Source organism: Streptomyces sp. NPDC056486 (genome assembly GCF_042795295.1).
GTDB lineage: Bacteria > Actinomycetota > Actinomycetes > Streptomycetales > Streptomycetaceae > Streptomyces.
The window spans coordinates 1-17,986 of sequence record NZ_JBHTSF010000010.1 but is presented as its reverse complement, the minus strand read 5'-3'; the positions used below and the strand labels follow the sequence as shown (position 1 = coordinate 17,986).

At 69.7% G+C, this 17,986-nt stretch carries 8 protein-coding genes; 5 read left to right on the top strand and 3 right to left on the bottom strand.

Going from position 1 to position 17,986, the window contains the following annotated elements; all coding sequences use genetic code 11:
• Positions 1-179: 179 nt before the first annotated feature.
• The 3 genes from ACFQ7F_RS07015 to ACFQ7F_RS07005 are packed head-to-tail and all read right to left on the bottom strand — an operon-like array spanning position 180 to position 10,886.
• On the bottom strand, positions 180-3,971 hold the full coding sequence (locus ACFQ7F_RS07015; protein WP_383267272.1) for an SDR family NAD(P)-dependent oxidoreductase: 3,792 nt from the start codon (positions 3,969-3,971) through the stop codon (positions 180-182).
• The gene (locus ACFQ7F_RS07010; RefSeq protein ID WP_383267269.1) at positions 3,968-4,750 is read right to left on the bottom strand and encodes a thioesterase II family protein; all 783 of its coding nucleotides are present in this window, start codon (positions 4,748-4,750) and stop codon (positions 3,968-3,970) included. Before ACFQ7F_RS07010 ends, ACFQ7F_RS07015 begins: the two co-directional genes overlap by 4 nt.
• 13 nt (positions 4,751-4,763) lie before the next feature.
• Positions 4,764-10,886: an amino acid adenylation domain-containing protein gene (locus ACFQ7F_RS07005; RefSeq protein ID WP_383267266.1), complete on the bottom strand. Its 6,123-nt coding sequence runs from the start codon at positions 10,884-10,886 to the stop codon at positions 4,764-4,766.
• A gap of 442 nt (positions 10,887-11,328) precedes the next feature.
• Between ACFQ7F_RS07005 and ACFQ7F_RS07000 the strand changes: the two genes are divergently transcribed.
• From ACFQ7F_RS07000 to ACFQ7F_RS06980, 5 genes are all read left to right on the top strand, one after another.
• The gene (locus ACFQ7F_RS07000; protein ID WP_383267450.1) at positions 11,329-12,027 is read left to right on the top strand and encodes a thioesterase II family protein; all 699 of its coding nucleotides are present in this window, start codon (positions 11,329-11,331) and stop codon (positions 12,025-12,027) included.
• A gap of 20 nt (positions 12,028-12,047) precedes the next feature.
• Positions 12,048-12,878, top strand: a complete 831-nt coding sequence (locus tag ACFQ7F_RS06995; RefSeq protein WP_383267263.1) for a mycofactocin-coupled SDR family oxidoreductase — start codon at positions 12,048-12,050, stop codon at positions 12,876-12,878.
• A 50-nt stretch (positions 12,879-12,928) separates the two neighbouring features.
• Positions 12,929-15,856 (top strand): amino acid adenylation domain-containing protein, encoded by a 2,928-nt coding sequence (locus tag ACFQ7F_RS06990; protein ID WP_383267260.1) that lies wholly within the window; start codon positions 12,929-12,931, stop codon positions 15,854-15,856.
• A 37-nt stretch (positions 15,857-15,893) separates the two neighbouring features.
• Positions 15,894-16,439, top strand: a complete 546-nt coding sequence (locus ACFQ7F_RS06985; protein ID WP_383267257.1) for a hypothetical protein — start codon at positions 15,894-15,896, stop codon at positions 16,437-16,439.
• Positions 16,440-17,227: 788 nt separating this feature from the next.
• Positions 17,228-17,911: an LmbU family transcriptional regulator gene (locus ACFQ7F_RS06980; RefSeq protein WP_383267254.1), complete on the top strand. Its 684-nt coding sequence runs from the start codon at positions 17,228-17,230 to the stop codon at positions 17,909-17,911.
• Positions 17,912-17,986: the final 75 nt, after the last annotated feature.

The window sequence follows — 17,986 nt, the reverse complement described above, 5'->3', positions numbered from 1 at the left end:
CCGCATCCTTGATTTCACGGGCGGCAGCGGGATTCCCACGTCGAATACTTTCCGGTCTGCGTGCTGTGGGGTCAAGCAAATGCACCGCCGGTGAGCACCCCGCCCAGCCGGATCATGTCCTGTCGACAGGACGCCGGTCCCCGGCAGGGCTGCTCACCCGCGGCTGTTTCGCGCTTCGGTCAGTTCGCTCCCTGCCGCTCGAGGATCTCCGCCATCCCGGCCACGGTCGGGTTCTCGTAGAGTTCCTGCGTCGCGACACGGACCGCGAACATGTCATCGACCAGCGTGAGCAGACGAGTTGCCCGGATCGAATTGCCTCCGAGGTCGAAGAACGAATCCTCCCTGCCGATTTCCGGCCGGTTGAGGGAGTTCGACCAGAGGGCCGCGACACGGCGCTCCAGATCGGTCTCGGGCGCCGTGAACCGTCGGCTCTTCTTGTCGGGCGCGGCGTCGAGCAGCAGTCGGGCGGCGTCCACAGCACCGCTCATGTCTCGCGGAATGTACGGCACTTCGACCAGACGCACCGGCACCTGACTGTCACGTATGCTCGGCGCGACAGCCGCACGGACCGTCTCAGGTTCGACCCCGTCGGCGGTGTAGGCGACGAGAATCTCGCTGGCCCGCAGCTGCTCGGGAACCAATTCGTCGACGATGGACGGATTCGCCAGGTCGAGGCCGACGATCAGCGAATGATGGGGCGCCGCGACGGCGTCGAGAAACAACCTCAATCCGTCGGCAGGTTCGATGGAACGGAATCCACGGCTGCGGGCCGGTGCGTCCGACTGCGTGCGGTTCATTCCTATGCCGGTCCACATGCTCCAGGACAGACACTGCACTGCACGACGGCGTTCGTAGTACCAGTGGTCGGCAAATCCGATGAGGAATCCGTTGGCCGCGGAATAGGCACCGAAGGAATGTCCGCCGAATTGCCCGTTGACGGAACCGAAAAGCACGAGCGAGGCGTCCGGGCGTACGGCGAGGACATCTGCCACGGCCAGTGTTCCGGCGACCTTGGCGCGGTACTGGACGGCGAAGCTCTCCGGCGACTCACGCGCGACCGTGTGCTGTTCGAGGTCGGCCCACTGACCGGTCGGATCGGCTCCCGCCAGGTGCAGCGCGCCGTCGAGCGGCCGCCCCCAGCGTGCCTCGGCCTCGGCGACCGCCCCTGCCAGGGCTGCCGTGTCGGCGACATCGACCTGCTGGTACACGACATCGCCGAGTGCGGCCAGTTCGGCGAGGCGGCCGGACTTCTCGCCATCGGCCGGCGAGCGGCCCACGAGTAGCAGCCGGGCCCCGTAGACGGCAACGAGGTAGGACGCGATGTCCTGTGCGATACCGCCGAGCCCGCCGGTGACCAGATACGTTCCGCCCGCGATCACGGGCGGCGCAGCGGTGTTCGGCCCGCTGTCCTCCCCGACGGGGGACAGTCGCGGTTGCCACCGCCGTCCTTGCCGTGCGGCGATGACCCCCGCGTGCTGCCGGTCGGCGAGTTCGGTGCGTACGGCCTGCGCCCACGCGCCGGTGTCGGCCGGCAGGTCGAGCTGGCGGATCGTCAGCGAGGCGCTCTCACTGACCGCGGTTCGTACGAGTGCGGGCAGGGCGCAGGTACCGAGGTCGACGCTGTCGCCGTCGTGCACGCGGACCGAGCCCGCGGTGAGGACGAGCAGCAGCGGATGATCTGACTCCGCATCGGTGAGCGCCCCGACCAGGGAGGTCACATCGGCGGTCGCCGCCGTGAGCCGGGAGAGGGGGTCTGAACCGGGCGCCGGAAGCAGGGCATGCACGACCGTCGACACCGGACCGTGCGCCGAGGTCACCGCGGTGAGCAGCCGCCGCAGCTCCGCCCTGTCGTCCGTCCTGACGCGGTAGCGGTCCGGCGCCTCCTCGGCGAACGCCTCGCCGCGACGGACGGTGACGAACGGCCCGTCGATGTCCAGGAGGCGCAGGTCGTCGTCCTCGGCGAACACGATCCTTACCCCGCGGTCGCCGCCCGTCGCCTCGGCGGCCGGGGGTGCTTCGGCCCACTGCCGCCGGAAGAGCCAGGTGTCCGGCTGTTCCTGCTCCTGCCGGTCACCGATCACCCGGCCGGCGTAGGTTCCGGCGCGCAACTCGTCCACGAGCGCGCCCCGCTGGATCTTTCCGCTCCCCGTCTTCGGGAACTCCGCCTCGGTGACGGGGACCAACAGGTCGGGTGCGATACCGACTTCGCGTACGAGGGTGGCGCGTACCGCCTCGGTGGCCACGGAGAGCGCGTCGCTGTCCCACTGGAGCGGCACGAAGAAGACCACGAGCTGATCGGAGCCCGCGCCGGGCTCACGCACACCGGCCGCGGCGGCAAAGGTGACGCGCACTCCGTCGACCTGCTCGACGACGCTCTCGATCTCGTGCGCCATGTAGTTGATGCCGCGCACGATGATCTGGTCCTTCTTGCGGCCCGCGATCACGACCTCGCCCCGGTGCACGAACGCGAGGTCACCGGTGCGGAACCAGCCGTCCTCGTCGTACGACTCGCGATTGGCGTCCTCGTTCGCGTAGTAGCCGTGCATCATCGTCAGGCCGCGGATGCGCAGCTCGCCGAGGCGCCCCTCGGGCACCACCGCACCGGTGTCGTCCACGACGCGGATCCGCACTCCGGGAAGGGGGCGTCCCACCGAGGAGAGCACCACGGCGTCCTTGTCGAGCGGGTCGACGTGACGGATGTTCCCGCTCAGCGAGGAAGGGTCGACGGAGACGGTGCCCGCGCCCCTGTCATCGAGGTGCTGGCGGGCGTACGTGACCCCCGAGCACGTCTCCGACATGCCCCACACCGGCCGCATGGCGTCGGCGGGCAACCCGTGCGGAGCCAGCAGCTCCAGGAACCGGTGGCTGGTCGACGCGACCACCGGTTCACCGGCGTTGGTGATCTCGCGCAGACAGGACAGGTCCCACGACCGCTGTGTGCGGATCTCCTCGGCGCGTTCGTTGGCCATGGCGAAGGCGAAGTTCGGCGCCCAGGTGTTCGTGGCGCGGTATCGGTCGACCCAGTCGAGCCAGAGCAGCGGGTCGCCCAGCGAGTGCTCGATCTTGGCGTTGATGTGCAGGCACCGCAGGAACACGTCGCGGACGTTGTACATGGCGACCGTGACATGGTCGAACGGCATCCAGATGAGGCTGATGTCGTCACCGGTCAGGCCGCAGTGCTCGGCGACGGCCAGCGACCTGGCGACGACGCTCGCGTTGGTGTGCTGCACGCACTTGGGCACACCCGTGCTCCCCGAGGTGAGGAGGTTGAGCACGGGCGATTCGGGGGTGGCATCGAACCACGCGGTGTCGGGCGGGCAGGCGGCCAGCTCGCCGACGGTCAGGATGCGCACCTCGGGTTCGCTCCAGAGCTCCCGTACCCCGGCGAGCGCGCCCGCGGTGGCGTCGTCGGTGAGGAGCACGGGGCGGCCGAGCAGGTGCCAGGCGTTGTGGAGTTTCCTGTTGGTCTCGTTCGGCGTCCGGTACGTCGTGGCGACGCCGACCGGGGTCGGCACGAATCCGCCGAGCACACAGGCCCAGAAGGCGGTGAGATAGGCCTTGTTGTCGTCGAACTGGAACAGTGCGGCGTCGCCGGGGCGCAGACCGGCGGCGCGGAGTCCGGCCAGCACGCGTTCGGCTTCGGCAAGCAGCGCGGGATAGGTCTGGAACACGTCTTCATTGCCCTTGGTGATGAAGATCGTGCCTTTGTCCGGCGCGAGTTCGGCCGCCGCGCGCAGAGCCTCCTGCAGGGTGCGGGGTGCGCCGTCCGGGATGCTCAGAGGACCGCCGTCGAGGTCGGCCGGTGCCGCATCCATGAGTGCGGGCTCCCGCGGGGCCTGGTCGGCAGCGCGCTGAGGCGCCGCTGCCCGCACGCCCTTGCGGACCACGGCGACCGCGTCGTCGACGCCGGGGACCTTCAGGGCGGCTGCGGTGATGTCGTCGAGAGCGCCGACCGCGTCCGGGGCCGTCATGCGGTCCTCCCGTTCACCGCGGGGGCCAGCATCTTCCCGGCGATGAGGGAGATCACTTCCGCGGGTTTCTCCAGAAAGTAGAAATGACCGCCCGGATAGAAGTGAGTGCTGCATCCGGCGTTCGTCTGCCTGCTCCACTCGCCGGCCGTCTCCTTCGGCGCCCGGGGGTCGCAGTCGCCTGCCAGGACGGTGATCGGGCAGTCGAGCGGGGGCTGGGGGGCCGTGGTGTGGCGCTCCCAGAGGCCGAAGTCGGCACGGAGCACCGGGAGGAGGGAGGCCATGACGAATTCGTCACGGACGATCTCTTCGTCGATGCCGCCGAGTCCGACCATTTCGGCGTGGAACTCGTCCTCGGGGAGGTCGTGCAGCTGTCGGATCCCGGTCACGCCCGGGGCCGGCTGTGCGGAGAGGAACAGCTGCTCCGGGCCCTGACGCCCCTGGGCACGCAGCGCCTTGGCCAGTTCGAAGGCGAGTGCCGCGCCGCAGGAATGGCCGAAGAAGGAGAACGAGCCGCTCAGGACGGGGCGCAGTGCGTGGGTGAGCACGTTCACGAGCGGTCCGACCTCGGTGAACGGCTCCTCGGCGATGCGGTTCTGGCGGCCGGGCAGCTGCACGGCGACCAGTTCGATCTCCTCCGGGAGTGCCGGGGCCCAGTCGGTGTACGTGGTCGCGCCCGCTCCCGCGTGCGGGAAGCAGATCAGCCGGTGGCGGCTCCGGGGTTGCCTGGCACGCCAGATGTACGGGGTTTCGGAGACAAGTTCCGTGCTCTGTACGGTCATTGCTTGAGGCTTCCTAACTCCTCTTGCGCAAGCGGGGACCGCTCGCTGTGGCGATGTCGTCCCAGTGCGAGGCCAGTTCGGCGATGGTCGAGTGGAGGAAGACGGACCGAATGGAGACCTCGGTCCCGAGCTCGTTGCGAATCCGGCCGATCAGCCGTGTCGCGAGCAGGGAGTTTCCGCCAAGCGCGAAGAAGTCGTCGTCGACACCGACCTGGTCGCGTCCCAGGACGTCGGAGAACAGCCGGGTCAGGAGTTCCTCGCGCTCGTTGCCCGCCGTCCGGCGTTGTTCGCCTGCGGCTTCGGGCAGAAGCTTGTGATCGAGCCGCCCGTTCGCGGTCGTGGGCAGCCGGTCCAGAGCCACGACCGCCAACGGCACGACGCGGTCGGGCAGCTGCCTGGCGACGAACGCCCGCAGCTCGTCGGTGGCGATCTCCACGGTGCCGGTGGCCACCACGTAGCCGACGTTTCCCTCTCCGGCCGCGACGACCGCGGCCCGGGCCACGTCGGGATGGGTCAGCAGGACGGTCTCCACCGCCTGCCGTGCGGCCCTCGCGCCGGGGTCGTCGAGCTGCTGCGGCCGTCCGTCGGCGGTGAGCCGCGCACGCACACCGGTCCGGTACATGCGCGAGCCCGCCGCGCCGAACGGATCCGCGACGAACCGCGCCGCGGTGTCCGAGCCGTGCCCCGGCCGACCGCGCCCGAACTCCCCGGCCACGTACAACTCGCCCACGGCGCCCGGCACGGTCGGTGCGAGGGAGGGGCTGAGCACATGGACGCGCGTGGGGTCGACGGGCGTGCCGTGCACTTCCAGGATGCCCTTGCGCACCTCGACCGTGCGGCCCGCGCAGAGGGCGAGCAGGAGGTCCGTCGGCCTCGTTCCGGGGCCGGTCTCCAGCGGTGCGGCGAACACGAAGCGGGGGACACCGGCGGCAAGACCACCATAGGTGAGCGCCACGCCGTACGGCTGCGCCGACGCGTCCGGTACGTATGCGACGAGAGCCAGGTGACCGGGCAGCGGGTGACCCCGACGGACACCGTCGGCAGGGGCGCTGTCCACGATGTCGGGCGCGATGTCGATCCGGGGCAGATCTCCCCACAGCGGGCCGTCCGCCGCCTTGTCGATCAGCACCGCCACCGGTTCGGCGTCGCGCAGAACCGCCTGCGACCACTGCGGCGGGTCCTTCGGGTCGATGGGCAGCACGCAGGCGCCTGCCTTCAGGACGGCGAGCAGTGCCGCGGCCTGGTCGACCGGGTCGGAGCAGCAGACCGCCACCACGGAGTCCGGGCCACAGGCGCTGCCGACGAGTTCGTCGGCGATGCGGTCGGCCCGGGAGTTCAGCTCCCGCCGGAGGGTCGGCACGCCGTCGACAAGGAGCGCGACGGCGTCCGGGGCCGCCTCCGTCAGCCGTGTGAACGACGTCGGGATCAGCTCGTCGGGGATGTGACCGGTCGTGGACGCGGACCGTTCCTCCCGCGTGAGAACCGCCGTCTCGCCGACCCGGCCGTGTGGATCGGCGAGGAAGGCCCGCAGCACCCGGAGCAGCCTGGCGCCGGTACGAGCCGCCGTGTCCCGGTCGGCGGCACTGTGCTTGTACTGCAGGCGCAGCCGGAGGCAAGGGTCCTGCTCCGCCATCACGACGAACGGGTAGTGCGATCCGGCGATGTTGCGGAAGGCGGGGACCGAAAGACCGGCGGCGGCGCTCGCCGCGGCGATTCCGGCATGGTCGAACGGATAGGACTGGAACACGACGAGGGTGTCGAAGAGCGCTCCGAGCCCGGTCGCCTCGTGGATGCCGGCCAGACCGCAGTGGTGGTGCTCCAGCAGGTCGGCCTGCGAGGTCTGCAGTTCGGTCACGACGTCGGTGAGGGTCTTCCACGGTGCGCAACTGACGCGTACGGGCACGGTGTTGATGAAGAGACCGACGCTCGTGTCCACACCGGCGAGCGCGGGCGGGCGGCCGGAGACAGTGGTGCCGAACAGGACGTCGGTGCTTCCGGTGAGTTCGGCGAGCACGATCGCCCATGCCGCCTGCACGACGCTGTTGAGCGTGCTGCCCGCTGCCAACGCCCGGGCGGCGAGGCCCTGCGCCTCATCGGGAGTGAGGTCCAGGTCCAGTTCACCGAAACCGACGGCGCCGTCCGCGACTCCGTCCACGGTCGCGGCCGGCGCGAGCAGGGTCGGCTCGGTGACGCCTTCGAGGGCGCGCGCGTGCACCCGGACCGACTCGTCGTGGTCGCGCAGCGCGAGCCAGGAAAGGAAGTCCTTGAAGGAACGCGGCTTCGGCAGGGCGTGGGCGCCGGTGCCGTCGGCGGCGTACAGCTCAAGGAGTTCGCGCAACAGGAGCGGTTCGGACCAGCCGTCGAAGAGGATGTGATGCGCGCTGAGAACCAGTTCGGTGCGGTCGGTGCCGATACGGACCAGGGCCATCCGCATCAGCGGAGGCGTCGCCGTGTCGAACGGCACGGTCCGGTCCTCGGCGAGGAAGCGTTCGAACTCCTCGTCGGTCAGCCGGACCTCGCGCCAGGGCAGCGCCACCTGCTCGACGACCAGCTGTACGACGTCCCCGGCGGCATTGGACACGTAGGCGGTGCGCTGGCCGGCGTGCCGGTCGAGCAGGGCTTGCCCCGCGGCCCGCATCCGCGAGGCGTCGACGGCTCCCTCGAACCCGAAGACCAGCTGCACCTGGTAGGTGTCGACATCGGTCTCCGCCAGCATCGTGTGATGCAGCAGGCCGGACTGCAGCGGGGTCAGCGGCCATGCGTCCACCAGGCCCGGATACTGCTTCTCCCACGCCTCGAGCTCGCCCTGCCCGACGGAGACCAGCGGCACGTCCGAGGGCGTCAGGCCCCCTGCTCCGGGCGCGGCGGTGTGCCGGGCAAGGCCTTCCAGCGCGTCCTGCCACAGTCCGGCAAGGTCGCGGACCTCGGCCGGGGACAGCACTCCGGCGGGGGCGCCGAACACCGCGCCGAGCCGGGGCCCTTCGGCGGTGTCGGTCACCGTCGCGTTGATGTCCACCTCGCAGAGCGCGGGCATGGCCGCGTCGTGTCCCGCGTCCAGCTCGGCCAGTTCGGTGAACTCGGCAAGATCGGCCGTCTGGGTCCAGCCGAGGCCTCGCAGCTCCTGGGGCATGTCGGCGGCCGAGAAGCGCCCCAGGTAGTTGAACCCGATCTGGCCCATCGTGTGCCCCCGCAGCACCTCGGAGGTCTCGGGGTTCAGATACCGAAGGAGCCCGTATCCGAGGCCTCTGCCGGGCACGGCGAGCAGCTGTTCCTTGACCGCCTTGACCACGGCGCCGGCGGCGGGACCACCCGCGAACGCCTCGTCGAGGTCGATGCCTGCCAGGTCCAGGCGCACCGGGAACACACTCGTGAACCAGCCCACGGTGCGGGAGAGGTCCGCGCCGGGCACGGCGTCCTCCTCGCGGCCGTGGCCCTCCAGCCTCAGCAGCGTCGAAGGCTCCTGCACTCCCCTGCCGCGGCGCCATTTGGCGACCGCGAGGGCCAGTGCGGCGAGGAGCGCGTCGTTGACTCCGCCCTGGAAGGCCGCGGGCACCGCGGTCAGCACTGCCTCGGTCACCGGCACCGGCAGTTGTACCCGCACCTTCTCCACCGTCGACTGCACATCCACGGCCGGGTCGAGCCTGCGTGTCCCGAGGACCGGGTCGGGCCCGTCGACGATGGATCCCCACTGCGCCAGCTCCGCCACCCGTTCCGGTCGCGACGCCTCGTCGACCATGGCGTGCGCCCAGCGCCGCACCGAGGTCGCGGGCTGCGGCAGCTCGGGGGTCCGCCCGGCCTTCACCGCCTGCCAGGCAGCGGCGAGGTCGGGCATCAGGATCCGCCACGACACCCCGTCGATCACCATGTGGTGGAAGCCGACCAGCAACCTGCCGGGACCGGTCGGCGGCCGGAACCACACGAACTGCGCGACGGTACCGGCCGTCGGGTCCAACCGCCCTGCCAGCGCGTCGAGTTCTCCCACGAGCATGTCCCGCCAGGACTCGCCCGTCCACCGGCCCTCGCAGGCCACGGACCGGATCAGCGATTCCACGTCCACCGAGCCCGGCTGCCCGACGGTCATTTCGTCGGGCAGCAGCCTCGCGCGCAGCAGGTCGTGCCGGTCGAGCACAGCGGTGAGGGTCGCGGCAAGGCCGTCGTGGTCGATGCCGTCGGGGAGTTCCAGGACCACCGCCTGCAGCAGCCGGTCGAAGCCCGGCCCCACCTCCTGGATCCAGTGCGCCACCGGCATCAGCGGCAGCTGCCCGACGCCTCCGCCGGCGAGCTCGGCAAGTACCGGCCCCCGGCCCGCCACCGCGTTGACAGCGGCGGCCTCGGCCAGCTCGGCCACGGTCCTGTGCCGGAAGATCTCCCGCGAGTTGACCAGTACGCCCTGGGCCCTGGCCCGCGACACCACCTGGATGGACTGGATGCTGTCGCCGCCGAGGGTGAAGAAGTCGTCGTCGATACCGACGCGGGCCCGGCCGAGCACCTCGGCGAAGACCCCCGTCAGGATCTCCTCGTCGGGCGTCAGGGGCGCCCGGTAGTCGGCGCCCGTGAACTCGGGTGCCGGCAGCGCCGCGCGGTCCAGCTTGCCGTTCGCCGTCAGCGGCAGCCGGTCGAGGACGACGACGGCCGCAGGGACCATGAACTCCGGCAGTCGCTCCGCCACGAACTCCCGCAGCTCGCCCGGCAGGACGTCGGAACCGGACGCGGTGCCGCCGTCCTGGGCGGGCACCACATAGCCGACCAGCTGTTTGGCCGTGCCGGTGCCGCGGTCCTCGCGGGCGACCACGGCCGCGTGCGAGACCGCCGGGTGCGCAAGGAGTGCCGTCTCGATCTCGCCCGGTTCGATCCGGAAGCCGCGCACCTTCACCTGCGCGTCCGCGCGGCCCTGATAGACGAGATCGCCTTCGGCGTCGCGCACCACCAGGTCCCCGGTCCGGTACATCCGTTCACCGGCGGCGCCGAAGGGGCAGGCGACGAAGCGCTCCGCTGTCTGCGCCGACCGGTGCAGATAGCCGCGCGTCACTCCCGTACCGGCGACGTACAGCTCCCCCGGCGTGTCCGGTGCGACCGGCCGCAGCCGCGCATCGAGCACATAGCCGTGCATGGCGTCCAAGGGACGCCCGACAGGGACCTCCGCGGCCGCGGGGGCGGCGGGATCGATCCGGTGGCTCGTGGCGAAGACCGTGGTCTCCGTGGGCCCGTAGCCGTTCACGAACACCGTTCCCGGGCAGGCCGCGACGGCCTCCTTGACCGCGGTCGGTGAGACACGGTCGCCGCCGACCCACACTTCCCGGAGGCCGGTCAGGCAGTGCGCGTCCTCCTCGACAAGAAGGTTGAACAGCGCGCTCGTGAGCCAGACCGCCGTGACATCGTGGCGTGCGACCTGCTCCGCCAGGACGTCCGGGGTCAGGTCCTCGGACGGGCCCACGACGACCCGGCCGCCGTTCAGGAGCGGCACCCACAGTTCGTAGACAGAGGCGTCGAAGGCCAACGGCGAGTGCAACAGCACCCGTTCATGCGCGCCGCCGTGCCAGCGACCGTCCGCCGCGAGACCCACCACATCACGGTGGGTGGCTCCGATGCCCTTGGGAGTGCCCGTCGATCCGGATGTGTAGATCACGTACGCGAGTCGGGACGGGTGCTCCACGGGGGCGGGCCTTGGGGCGTCGGCCCCCAGCTCTTCCAGCTCCTTCGGCTCCACGGCGGGGCAGGAACCGGGCAGGCCGTCGGTCGCGCCCGCGGTGGTCAGCAGGAGGACCGGCCGCGCGTCGCGGAGCATGAACTCGACCCGCTCGGCCGGGTAGTCGGAGTCCATCGGCAGATAGGCGGCGCCGGCCTTCAGTACGCCGAGGAGGGCGACGACGGCATCGGGGGATCGCGGCAGGGCGACCGCGACGACCGACTCCGGGCCGACGCCGCGCAGGACCAGGCCACGCGCCAAAAGGCCGGACCTGGCGTCGAGTTCGCGGTAGGTCAGCGAGCTGTCGTCGGACGCCACCGCTATCGCGTCCGGGGCCAGCTGGACCTGCCGCCCGAACAACGCGGTAATGGTCGCTTCATGGACCCGTTCACCCATGTCATTCATCGCCGTCAGCGACCGGTCCCGCTCCAACGGATTGTGCACATCCATCACCCCACGCGAACAAGCGGATCGGAGAATCGGTTCACATCACCAAGCTGCCCACGGCATGAATTGCCGGACAGGAAAGTCTCTGGTCGTACCCCCGATGAAATTAATGAGGCGCGTCGTTCAATCCCAGGACTTCCCACACCTTCATACGTGCGGGCTGCCGGGTCAAGCGTGGCGTAGGCCCTGACGCCGTGTCCGCGACGGCATGGTGTCCCGTCGACAGGACACCTGAATCCCTTTACGGTGTGGCGGGCGAGGTAATGGCCATCGGCATTTGCGAGTTCACACGGATAGTCGGTGGTCACCGACGCCGAACAGGCCGACGACCCGGGCCTCCCCTGGTCCTGCCTGCCCCTCCGCCCTGTCGACGGGACAGGTGTCGCCTCTGCTCACCTCCTCGCACAGGGCTCAGTCATCAGCTCGAGAAAGAACGGGGAAACCATTGCTGTCACATACCTTTCCGCTGGTTTGCTTGCCCTTTGCCGGGAGCGGCGCGGGATTCTACCGCGCATGGACGGAAGTCCAGGGGCAGGACGTCAAGGTGCTCCCGGTGCAACTTCCGGGACGCGAAGAGCTTTTCCTCGACGCGCCATTCACCGACGCGATCGACACAGCCAAGCAACTCGCACCGCAGGTCGTGGAGATCACCACGGAATTTCCGGCCTTCGGGCTCTTCGGTCACAGCCTGGGCGCCGTTCTGTGCTATGAAATCGCGCGGGAACTCAAGCGGATCGGCCATCCCGGTCTCACGCATCTCTACGTGAGCGGCTCTCCCGGCCCTTGGAACGGACGCGATTCCAGGGCAACGGGGCTGAACGACGACGAATTCGTCGAGCGGGTGCAGGAGTTCGCCGGGTACCGGCACGCGGCGTTCGACAACCCGGACCTGAGGGAGCTGCTGCTGCCCGTGCTCCGCGCGGACGTGGCCATGCACGAGAACTACAAGCCGTCCTCGAACGAGCCCCTCGGTGTTCCCGTCACATCGCTGCGGGGCGAAGACGACGCCCTGGTCTCCAAGGAGCACGCACAGCAGTGGGGCGAGATCACCAGGGATGAGTTCCGGTACGTCGAACTGCCGGGCGGGCACATGTATTTGGCCGAATCCGCCGAGGCGCTGCTGCGCATCGTCGCGGGGAGCTGAACGGAACGGGGCAGGGAGCCATGAGCACGTTACTGGAAGGCAAGACCGTCGTGATCACGGGAGCGGCCCGCGGTCTCGGCCGGGAGTGCGCTGTCCGGTTCGCGCACGAGGGCGCCGATCTGGCGCTCCTCGACATCGCGGGCGATCTCGACGGTGTGGGGTATCCGCTCGGCAGCCGGAGCCAGTTGGAGCACACCGCGGAGCTGTGCGAACAGCAGGGCAGTGCCGTGACGGCCGCGGCGGTCGACGTGCGCGACACTGCTCAGGTCGAGACCGCCGTCAAGGAGGCCCTGGCCCGGTTCGACACCGTCGACGTCCTCGTCAACAACGCGGGGATCGCGGCCCCGTCGGGCGTGGTGCTCCACGAGATCAGCGAGCCCGACTGGTCACTCATGCTGGACGTCGACCTCTCGGGCGCCTGGAGAATGATCAAGGCGGTGGCGCCGGCCATGACCGAGCAGAAGTCCGGCAGCATCATCAACATCTCGTCGACGGCCGGTCTGGTCGGCTACCGCAACTTCAGCGGTTACGTCACCGCCAAACACGGCCTCATCGGCCTGACGAAGGCGGCGGCACTGGACTACGCGCCCCACCGGATCCGGGTCAACGCACTGTGCCCCGGCTCCGTGCGCGACAACCCGCTGGTCGAAGGCCGCATGCTGGTGGAGATCGCGCGCTCGCTCGATGTCCCGACCGGCGAGTACGAAGGCCTCTTCCTACGCGATCAGCCGATGAACGCGCTCATCGAATCCTCGGACATCGCGGGCGCCGCCCTCTGGCTGGCCGGTGACGACTCCCGGCAGGTCACCGGCTCGGTGATCACCGTCGACGGAGGGTTCACGAGCAGGTGAACAGGTCTTTCGCACACGAGACCGCTCCGACACCGGCAGGAGACCGGATCATGGCGACACATCGCGAGTACACGGCTGAGAACACGGCTGACGCCAAGGGGCTCGGCACGCCTTCGGTATCCGGGCGAGGGCAGGCCGTGCTGCCGTATCAGCAGCGCCTGACGGAACGAGGCCGTGGCTGCCACGCTCTGGTCGCGGCCCTGCCCGCGCCCCTGGACACCACGGCGGTCCGCCGACGGCTTGACGAGGCGGCTCGGCGAAGGGGAGACGCGGGGACCTGGGAGCTGTGGGAGACAGCGGTGCCCGCACCGCAGGACGCTCCCACGGCGCGGGAACGGCTGCGGAAGGAAGCACTCCGGCCGGTTCGTGCCGATACCTCCCCCGTACGAGCTGTCCTGCTGCGGTACAGCGACGGCACCGGGCATCTCGTGCTCGTGGCCGACCGTCGGCGCATCACGCGCACTGCCCTCGGCCGACTGGCCGAGGTCGCCCTGTCCGGCGCCGACCGGGACGAGGTCCTGCCCTTCTCAGGCACCAATGGAATGGCGTCGCCCGCAGTGGCATCGACCCCGGTCGACTGGGGTCTCGGCGATCCGGGCCGCCGCGGGATTGTCACCGGCCGCCCGCTCACCCTGCCGCGCGGTGCGGTGAGCGGAGGGCCGCTGCTGGCCGCCGTCGCGCTGACCACCGCCAGATATCGGGGCGAGCGGACCGTGGAGGTCGGGTACCTCGACACGGAGTCCGGCGACGCGATCGCCCTGCTGCGGGTCGGGGAGATCGACGAGGAGCAGGGGCCCGCCCATCTGCTCGCGCTGCTGGACAGGACACAGCCCTCCCCGGTGGGGGCGGAGCTGCCCGGGGTCGGTCTTGTGGTGTCCGGCGCGGACGACCACGTGTACGTGGCCGGGCTGGCGCCGGTCTTCCCGCTCACCGTGTTCTGCACGGAGCGGTCCGACGGCACGGTCGAGGCCTCGGCCTGGTTCGACGCGGGCGCGGTCTCGCCGAACGTGGCCGAGATGTTCTGCGCTTCCGTGGAGCGGCTGGCCGCCTTGTCGGTGGCGGAAGTCGGCGAGTCCCCCCTGACGGGGGTGCCCGTGATGACCCCGCAGGACACGGCGGAGGTCCTGAGGCTGGGCGGCGCGGGCCACCGGCTCGGCGACGGCGGGCGGATCGACCGTCGCTTCGACGACGTGGCCCGCCGTTTTCCGGACGCGGTGGCCCTCGTCGACGAGAACGGTGAGCTGACGTACCGCGGTCTCAGTGAGCGCGCCGACGCCGTGGCGGCGGGACTGCGCGACCTGGGCATTACTCCGGCGACCAAGGTAGGTGTCTGCCTGGACCGCGGCATCCCCCTCGTCGTCGCGCTCCTCGGCGTCCTGAAGGCGGGCTGCGCCTACGTGCCGATGGACTTCCGCTATCCGGCCGACCGGCTGACGTACATCGTCGAAGATGCCCGACTCCCCGTCGTCATAGGCGACATCACACAGATGCCCGACATTCCGAATGTACGTGTCGTCGGCCTCGACGAGTTGGGCAAGCCCGGCGACGCCCCCGCGGCCACGGAGGCCGAGCAGGACGGAAGCCCGGACGACGCGGCCTACGTGATCTACACATCGGGGTCCACCGGCCGCCCGAAGGGGGTGGTTGTCCCCCACCGGAACGTGACCGCCCTCCTGGAGGCCACCGCCACGGACTTCGCGCTGGGCCCGGACGATGTGTGGACTCTCTTCCATTCGAGTGCTTTCGACTTCTCGGTGTGGGAGATCTGGGGCTGCCTGCTGACCGCAGGACGGCTCGTCGTCGTCTCGTACTGGACCGCACGGGACACCGATGAGTTCCACCGGCTGCTCGCCGACCAGCGGGTCACGGTGCTCAACCAGACCCCGTCCGCCTTCGCCCAGCTCGTACGCGCGGACCAGTCGGCGACGAGTGAACTCTCCGTACGCCTGCTGGTGTTCGGCGGCGAACCGCTCGACGTGCGGCTGCTCGGCCCGTGGTTCGCCCGGTACTCGCCCACCTGGTGCCGGGTGGTGAACATGTTCGGCATCACGGAGACCACCGTCCATGTGACCGCGAAGACGATCACGCCGGCCGATCTCGTCGCCGGGTCCCGCTCGGTCGGCCGCGCGCTGCCGGGCTGGTCGTTGTCCGTACGGGACACGAGGGGACGTGTCCTTCCCCCGGGCGCCACCGGGGAGATCTACGTCGGCGGCGCCGGTGTGGCGGACGGCTATCTCGGCCGGCCGAAGCTGACGGCACAGCGATTCGTCATCGACGAGGAGAGCGGTGAACGCCTGTACCGCAGCGGCGACAAGGGGCGGCTCCGGCCTGACGGGCTGCTCGACCACCTCGGCCGCCTCGACAACCAGGTCAAGATCCGCGGCCACCGCATCGAACTCGACGAGATCCGGTCCGTGCTGGCCGGCAACCCGGCGGTGACCGCCGCGGTGGTGGTCGCCAACCAGGCACCTCCCGGCGACTCCGCGAGCAGCCGTATCGACGCGTACGTCGTACTGGACCCGGACCACGCGCAGCACACCGGCACCCGCCAGGTGCTCGCCGACGCCCGCCGCATCCTGCCGGACTACATGGTCCCGTCCACGCTCACAGAGATCGCCGCCGTGCCGCTCACCGCCAACGGTAAACCGGACGTGACACAGCTGCCGCCCCCCGCGCCCGCCGGGCCCACGGTCCACGGGCACCTGACCGAGGTGAGAACCGAGGAACCGTCCGGTCGCCTCGGCGAGGAGATTCTGGACATCTGGCGGACGAGCCTGGACACGGACGTGGGCCAGGAGGACAACTTCTTCGAGCTCGGCGGCAATTCCCTGCTCGTGGTCCATGTCCTCACCACCATGCGCGAGCGGGGCCTGCCCAAGATCGCGCTCCGCGATTTCTACGCCAACTCGACCGCCGGCCAGTTCATCGGCCTCGTCGAAAGGGCGCGTGACAGCTCCGTACCGAGCGGGAACGACTGACTTGCACATCGCGCCACGTCAGCGTGAGGATGACGCCATGGAACTCATGCAGTATGTCGACAATCTGCGGCAAGAACTGCTTGTCGCGGCGGAGGCCGGAGACTCTCAGTCCCGCGAACTCGCCGAGCGTCTCGTCACGCCGCTGTCGTCCGCCGTCCGGCTCGTTCTGCTCGATGCCCTGTCGGCCGCCACGGACGAGATCACCCGTGAGCTGGCTCCGGGGGCCGTCGAGATCCGGCTGCGCGGCCTCGACCCCAGTTTCGTCGTCACACTGCCGCCGTCCGAGTACGCCTCCGACGACGCCGAGGACCTTGCCCGCGCACGCAATGGCGCCCTGGCGACGCCGTCGGCCGTTCCGCCGCCCGCACTAGGCGCCAAGGAAGGCGCCACATCCCGCATCAACTTCCGGCCGCCCGAGCAGTTGAAGGCCCGGATCGAGGAGGCCGCGGGCCGCGAAGGGCTGTCGGTCAACGCCTGGCTGGTCCGGGCGGCCTCCGCCACGCTGACCCACGACGAGCCCGCCCGCCGCCCCGAGCAGCGCACCCAGCAGGGCGGTCAGAGCTTTACCGGCTGGGTGAAATGATTCCGCCGGACCGGCACCCGACAGCTCACGAGTATTAGTCGTACGTTCCTCAACAAGAACGCGTTGCAGCTTTCCCCCGGGCTGACTCGCGTAAGCGGACACAAGCCGGCCGGACGATCTCTTCGTCCGGCCGAGCTCGAGTGGCGGCCCGTAGCCCGTACGCAGAATCAAACGGAATGCAATCCTCCGTAAGGGGAATTCCGACAGCGGCAGTGTCATGATCTTTGACACCCGAAAATTCACGTCCGCCGCCGACTTCCTGCTTGAATCATCTGCGGGTCCTGGGTTCTACTTGATCGACCTTGATAGAGGATCCCTTGGGATCCTCTCGACGCCGGCGGTCACACGCGCCGGCAACTGCCGTGTCTAGGGGGACTTGTGGTTGAGGCGTACGGGGCGACCGGTTGGGCACATTCCTGTAGATGCCGACCTGAGCGACGCCCCCGCAGATTCGAAGCACATGGCAAGCGGCAGGGATTCCCCATGCCGCGTGCGGCCGATTGCCGCGCTCTGTGACAGCGACCCGTAGGCCGGACGCGATCTCGCGCACACGGCCCCCGGTCAGCAGCTGACTGGAATCAGGCACGTTCAAATTCGGTGAGCAGCCGGAGCAACCGTTGCCCGATCGTCCGGCGATAAATGAACTCCCGTTCCTGCGTCGCCGTGCGCCGGGCAATCAATCCCGTGCCGATTCCAGTTACCACTGTCAAATCCCTCTGTATTTGCTCCTGTTCGGGAGCGGGCCGACCTGCCCTCATCCCGTGGACGTACATGCACTTGGAGGACTGATGATGAACCAGGCCGGCGACCTCGACGGATCCAAGGTCGTACTCTTCCGCAAGACCCCGGACTACGCGCCACGCCAGCGAAGAGCCGGCGGCGACGAGCCGCGCGGCCAGGTGCTCACGACGAACGTGGGGCTGCAGATACCCACAGGGCTGAAGTTCGACGACTGGGAACGAGCGGGGAGGCAGCTCTCCGGAATAGTGAATTCCTCGTCCTGGTGGTTGGGCGACTGGCTGGTCTACGGGAAGGACCACTACACCGACCGGTATCAGCGCGGAATCCGGGCCGCCGGTCTGCAGTATCAGACCTTGCGGAACTACGCCTGGGTCTCGCGGCGCTTCGACTTACACCGCCGTCGTGCCGGACTCACCTTCCAGCACCACGCGGAACTCGCCTCTCTGTCGGTCGAGGAACAGGACTTGTGGCTCGACCGGGCCGAGGCGATGGAGTGGACCACGAAGCAGTTGCGCGGTGCCATTCGACAGACCCGTGAGGCCGAGCGGCAACGGGGAAACCAGGTCGAACCCGTCCGGCAACTCGCCGTACCCGGAAATCGCTTCCAGTGGTGGCACAAGGCCGCGGAGCAGTCCGGAATCGACTTCGAGCAGTGGGTGCTCGCCACACTCGACGTCGCGGCCGAACGAGCCCTGGAGAAGCTGGAGGAACAGGCCGAGCTCAGCGCCTGATCCGGCGAGCCGACTTGACAGCGAACCCTCCTCACCGGAGCGCCGCCAGGGCGGCATGAGACGCAGGGCCCGCAC

What these genes read in the sequence shown, in the direction of transcription:
- ACFQ7F_RS07015 (WP_383267272.1), bottom strand. Translation starts at nt 3,971, where the DNA reads ATGACGGCCCCGGACGCGGTCGGCGCTCTCGACGACATCACCGCAGCC.
- ACFQ7F_RS07010 (WP_383267269.1), bottom strand. Translation starts at nt 4,750, where the DNA reads ATGACCGTACAGAGCACGGAACTTGTCTCCGAAACCCCGTACATCTGG.
- ACFQ7F_RS07005 (WP_383267266.1), bottom strand. Translation starts at nt 10,886, where the DNA reads ATGGATGTGCACAATCCGTTGGAGCGGGACCGGTCGCTGACGGCGATG.
- ACFQ7F_RS06995 (WP_383267263.1), top strand. Translation starts at nt 12,048, where the DNA reads ATGAGCACGTTACTGGAAGGCAAGACCGTCGTGATCACGGGAGCGGCC.
- ACFQ7F_RS06990 (WP_383267260.1), top strand. Translation starts at nt 12,929, where the DNA reads ATGGCGACACATCGCGAGTACACGGCTGAGAACACGGCTGACGCCAAG.
- ACFQ7F_RS06985 (WP_383267257.1), top strand. Translation starts at nt 15,894, where the DNA reads ATGGAACTCATGCAGTATGTCGACAATCTGCGGCAAGAACTGCTTGTC.
- ACFQ7F_RS06980 (WP_383267254.1), top strand. Translation starts at nt 17,228, where the DNA reads ATGATGAACCAGGCCGGCGACCTCGACGGATCCAAGGTCGTACTCTTC.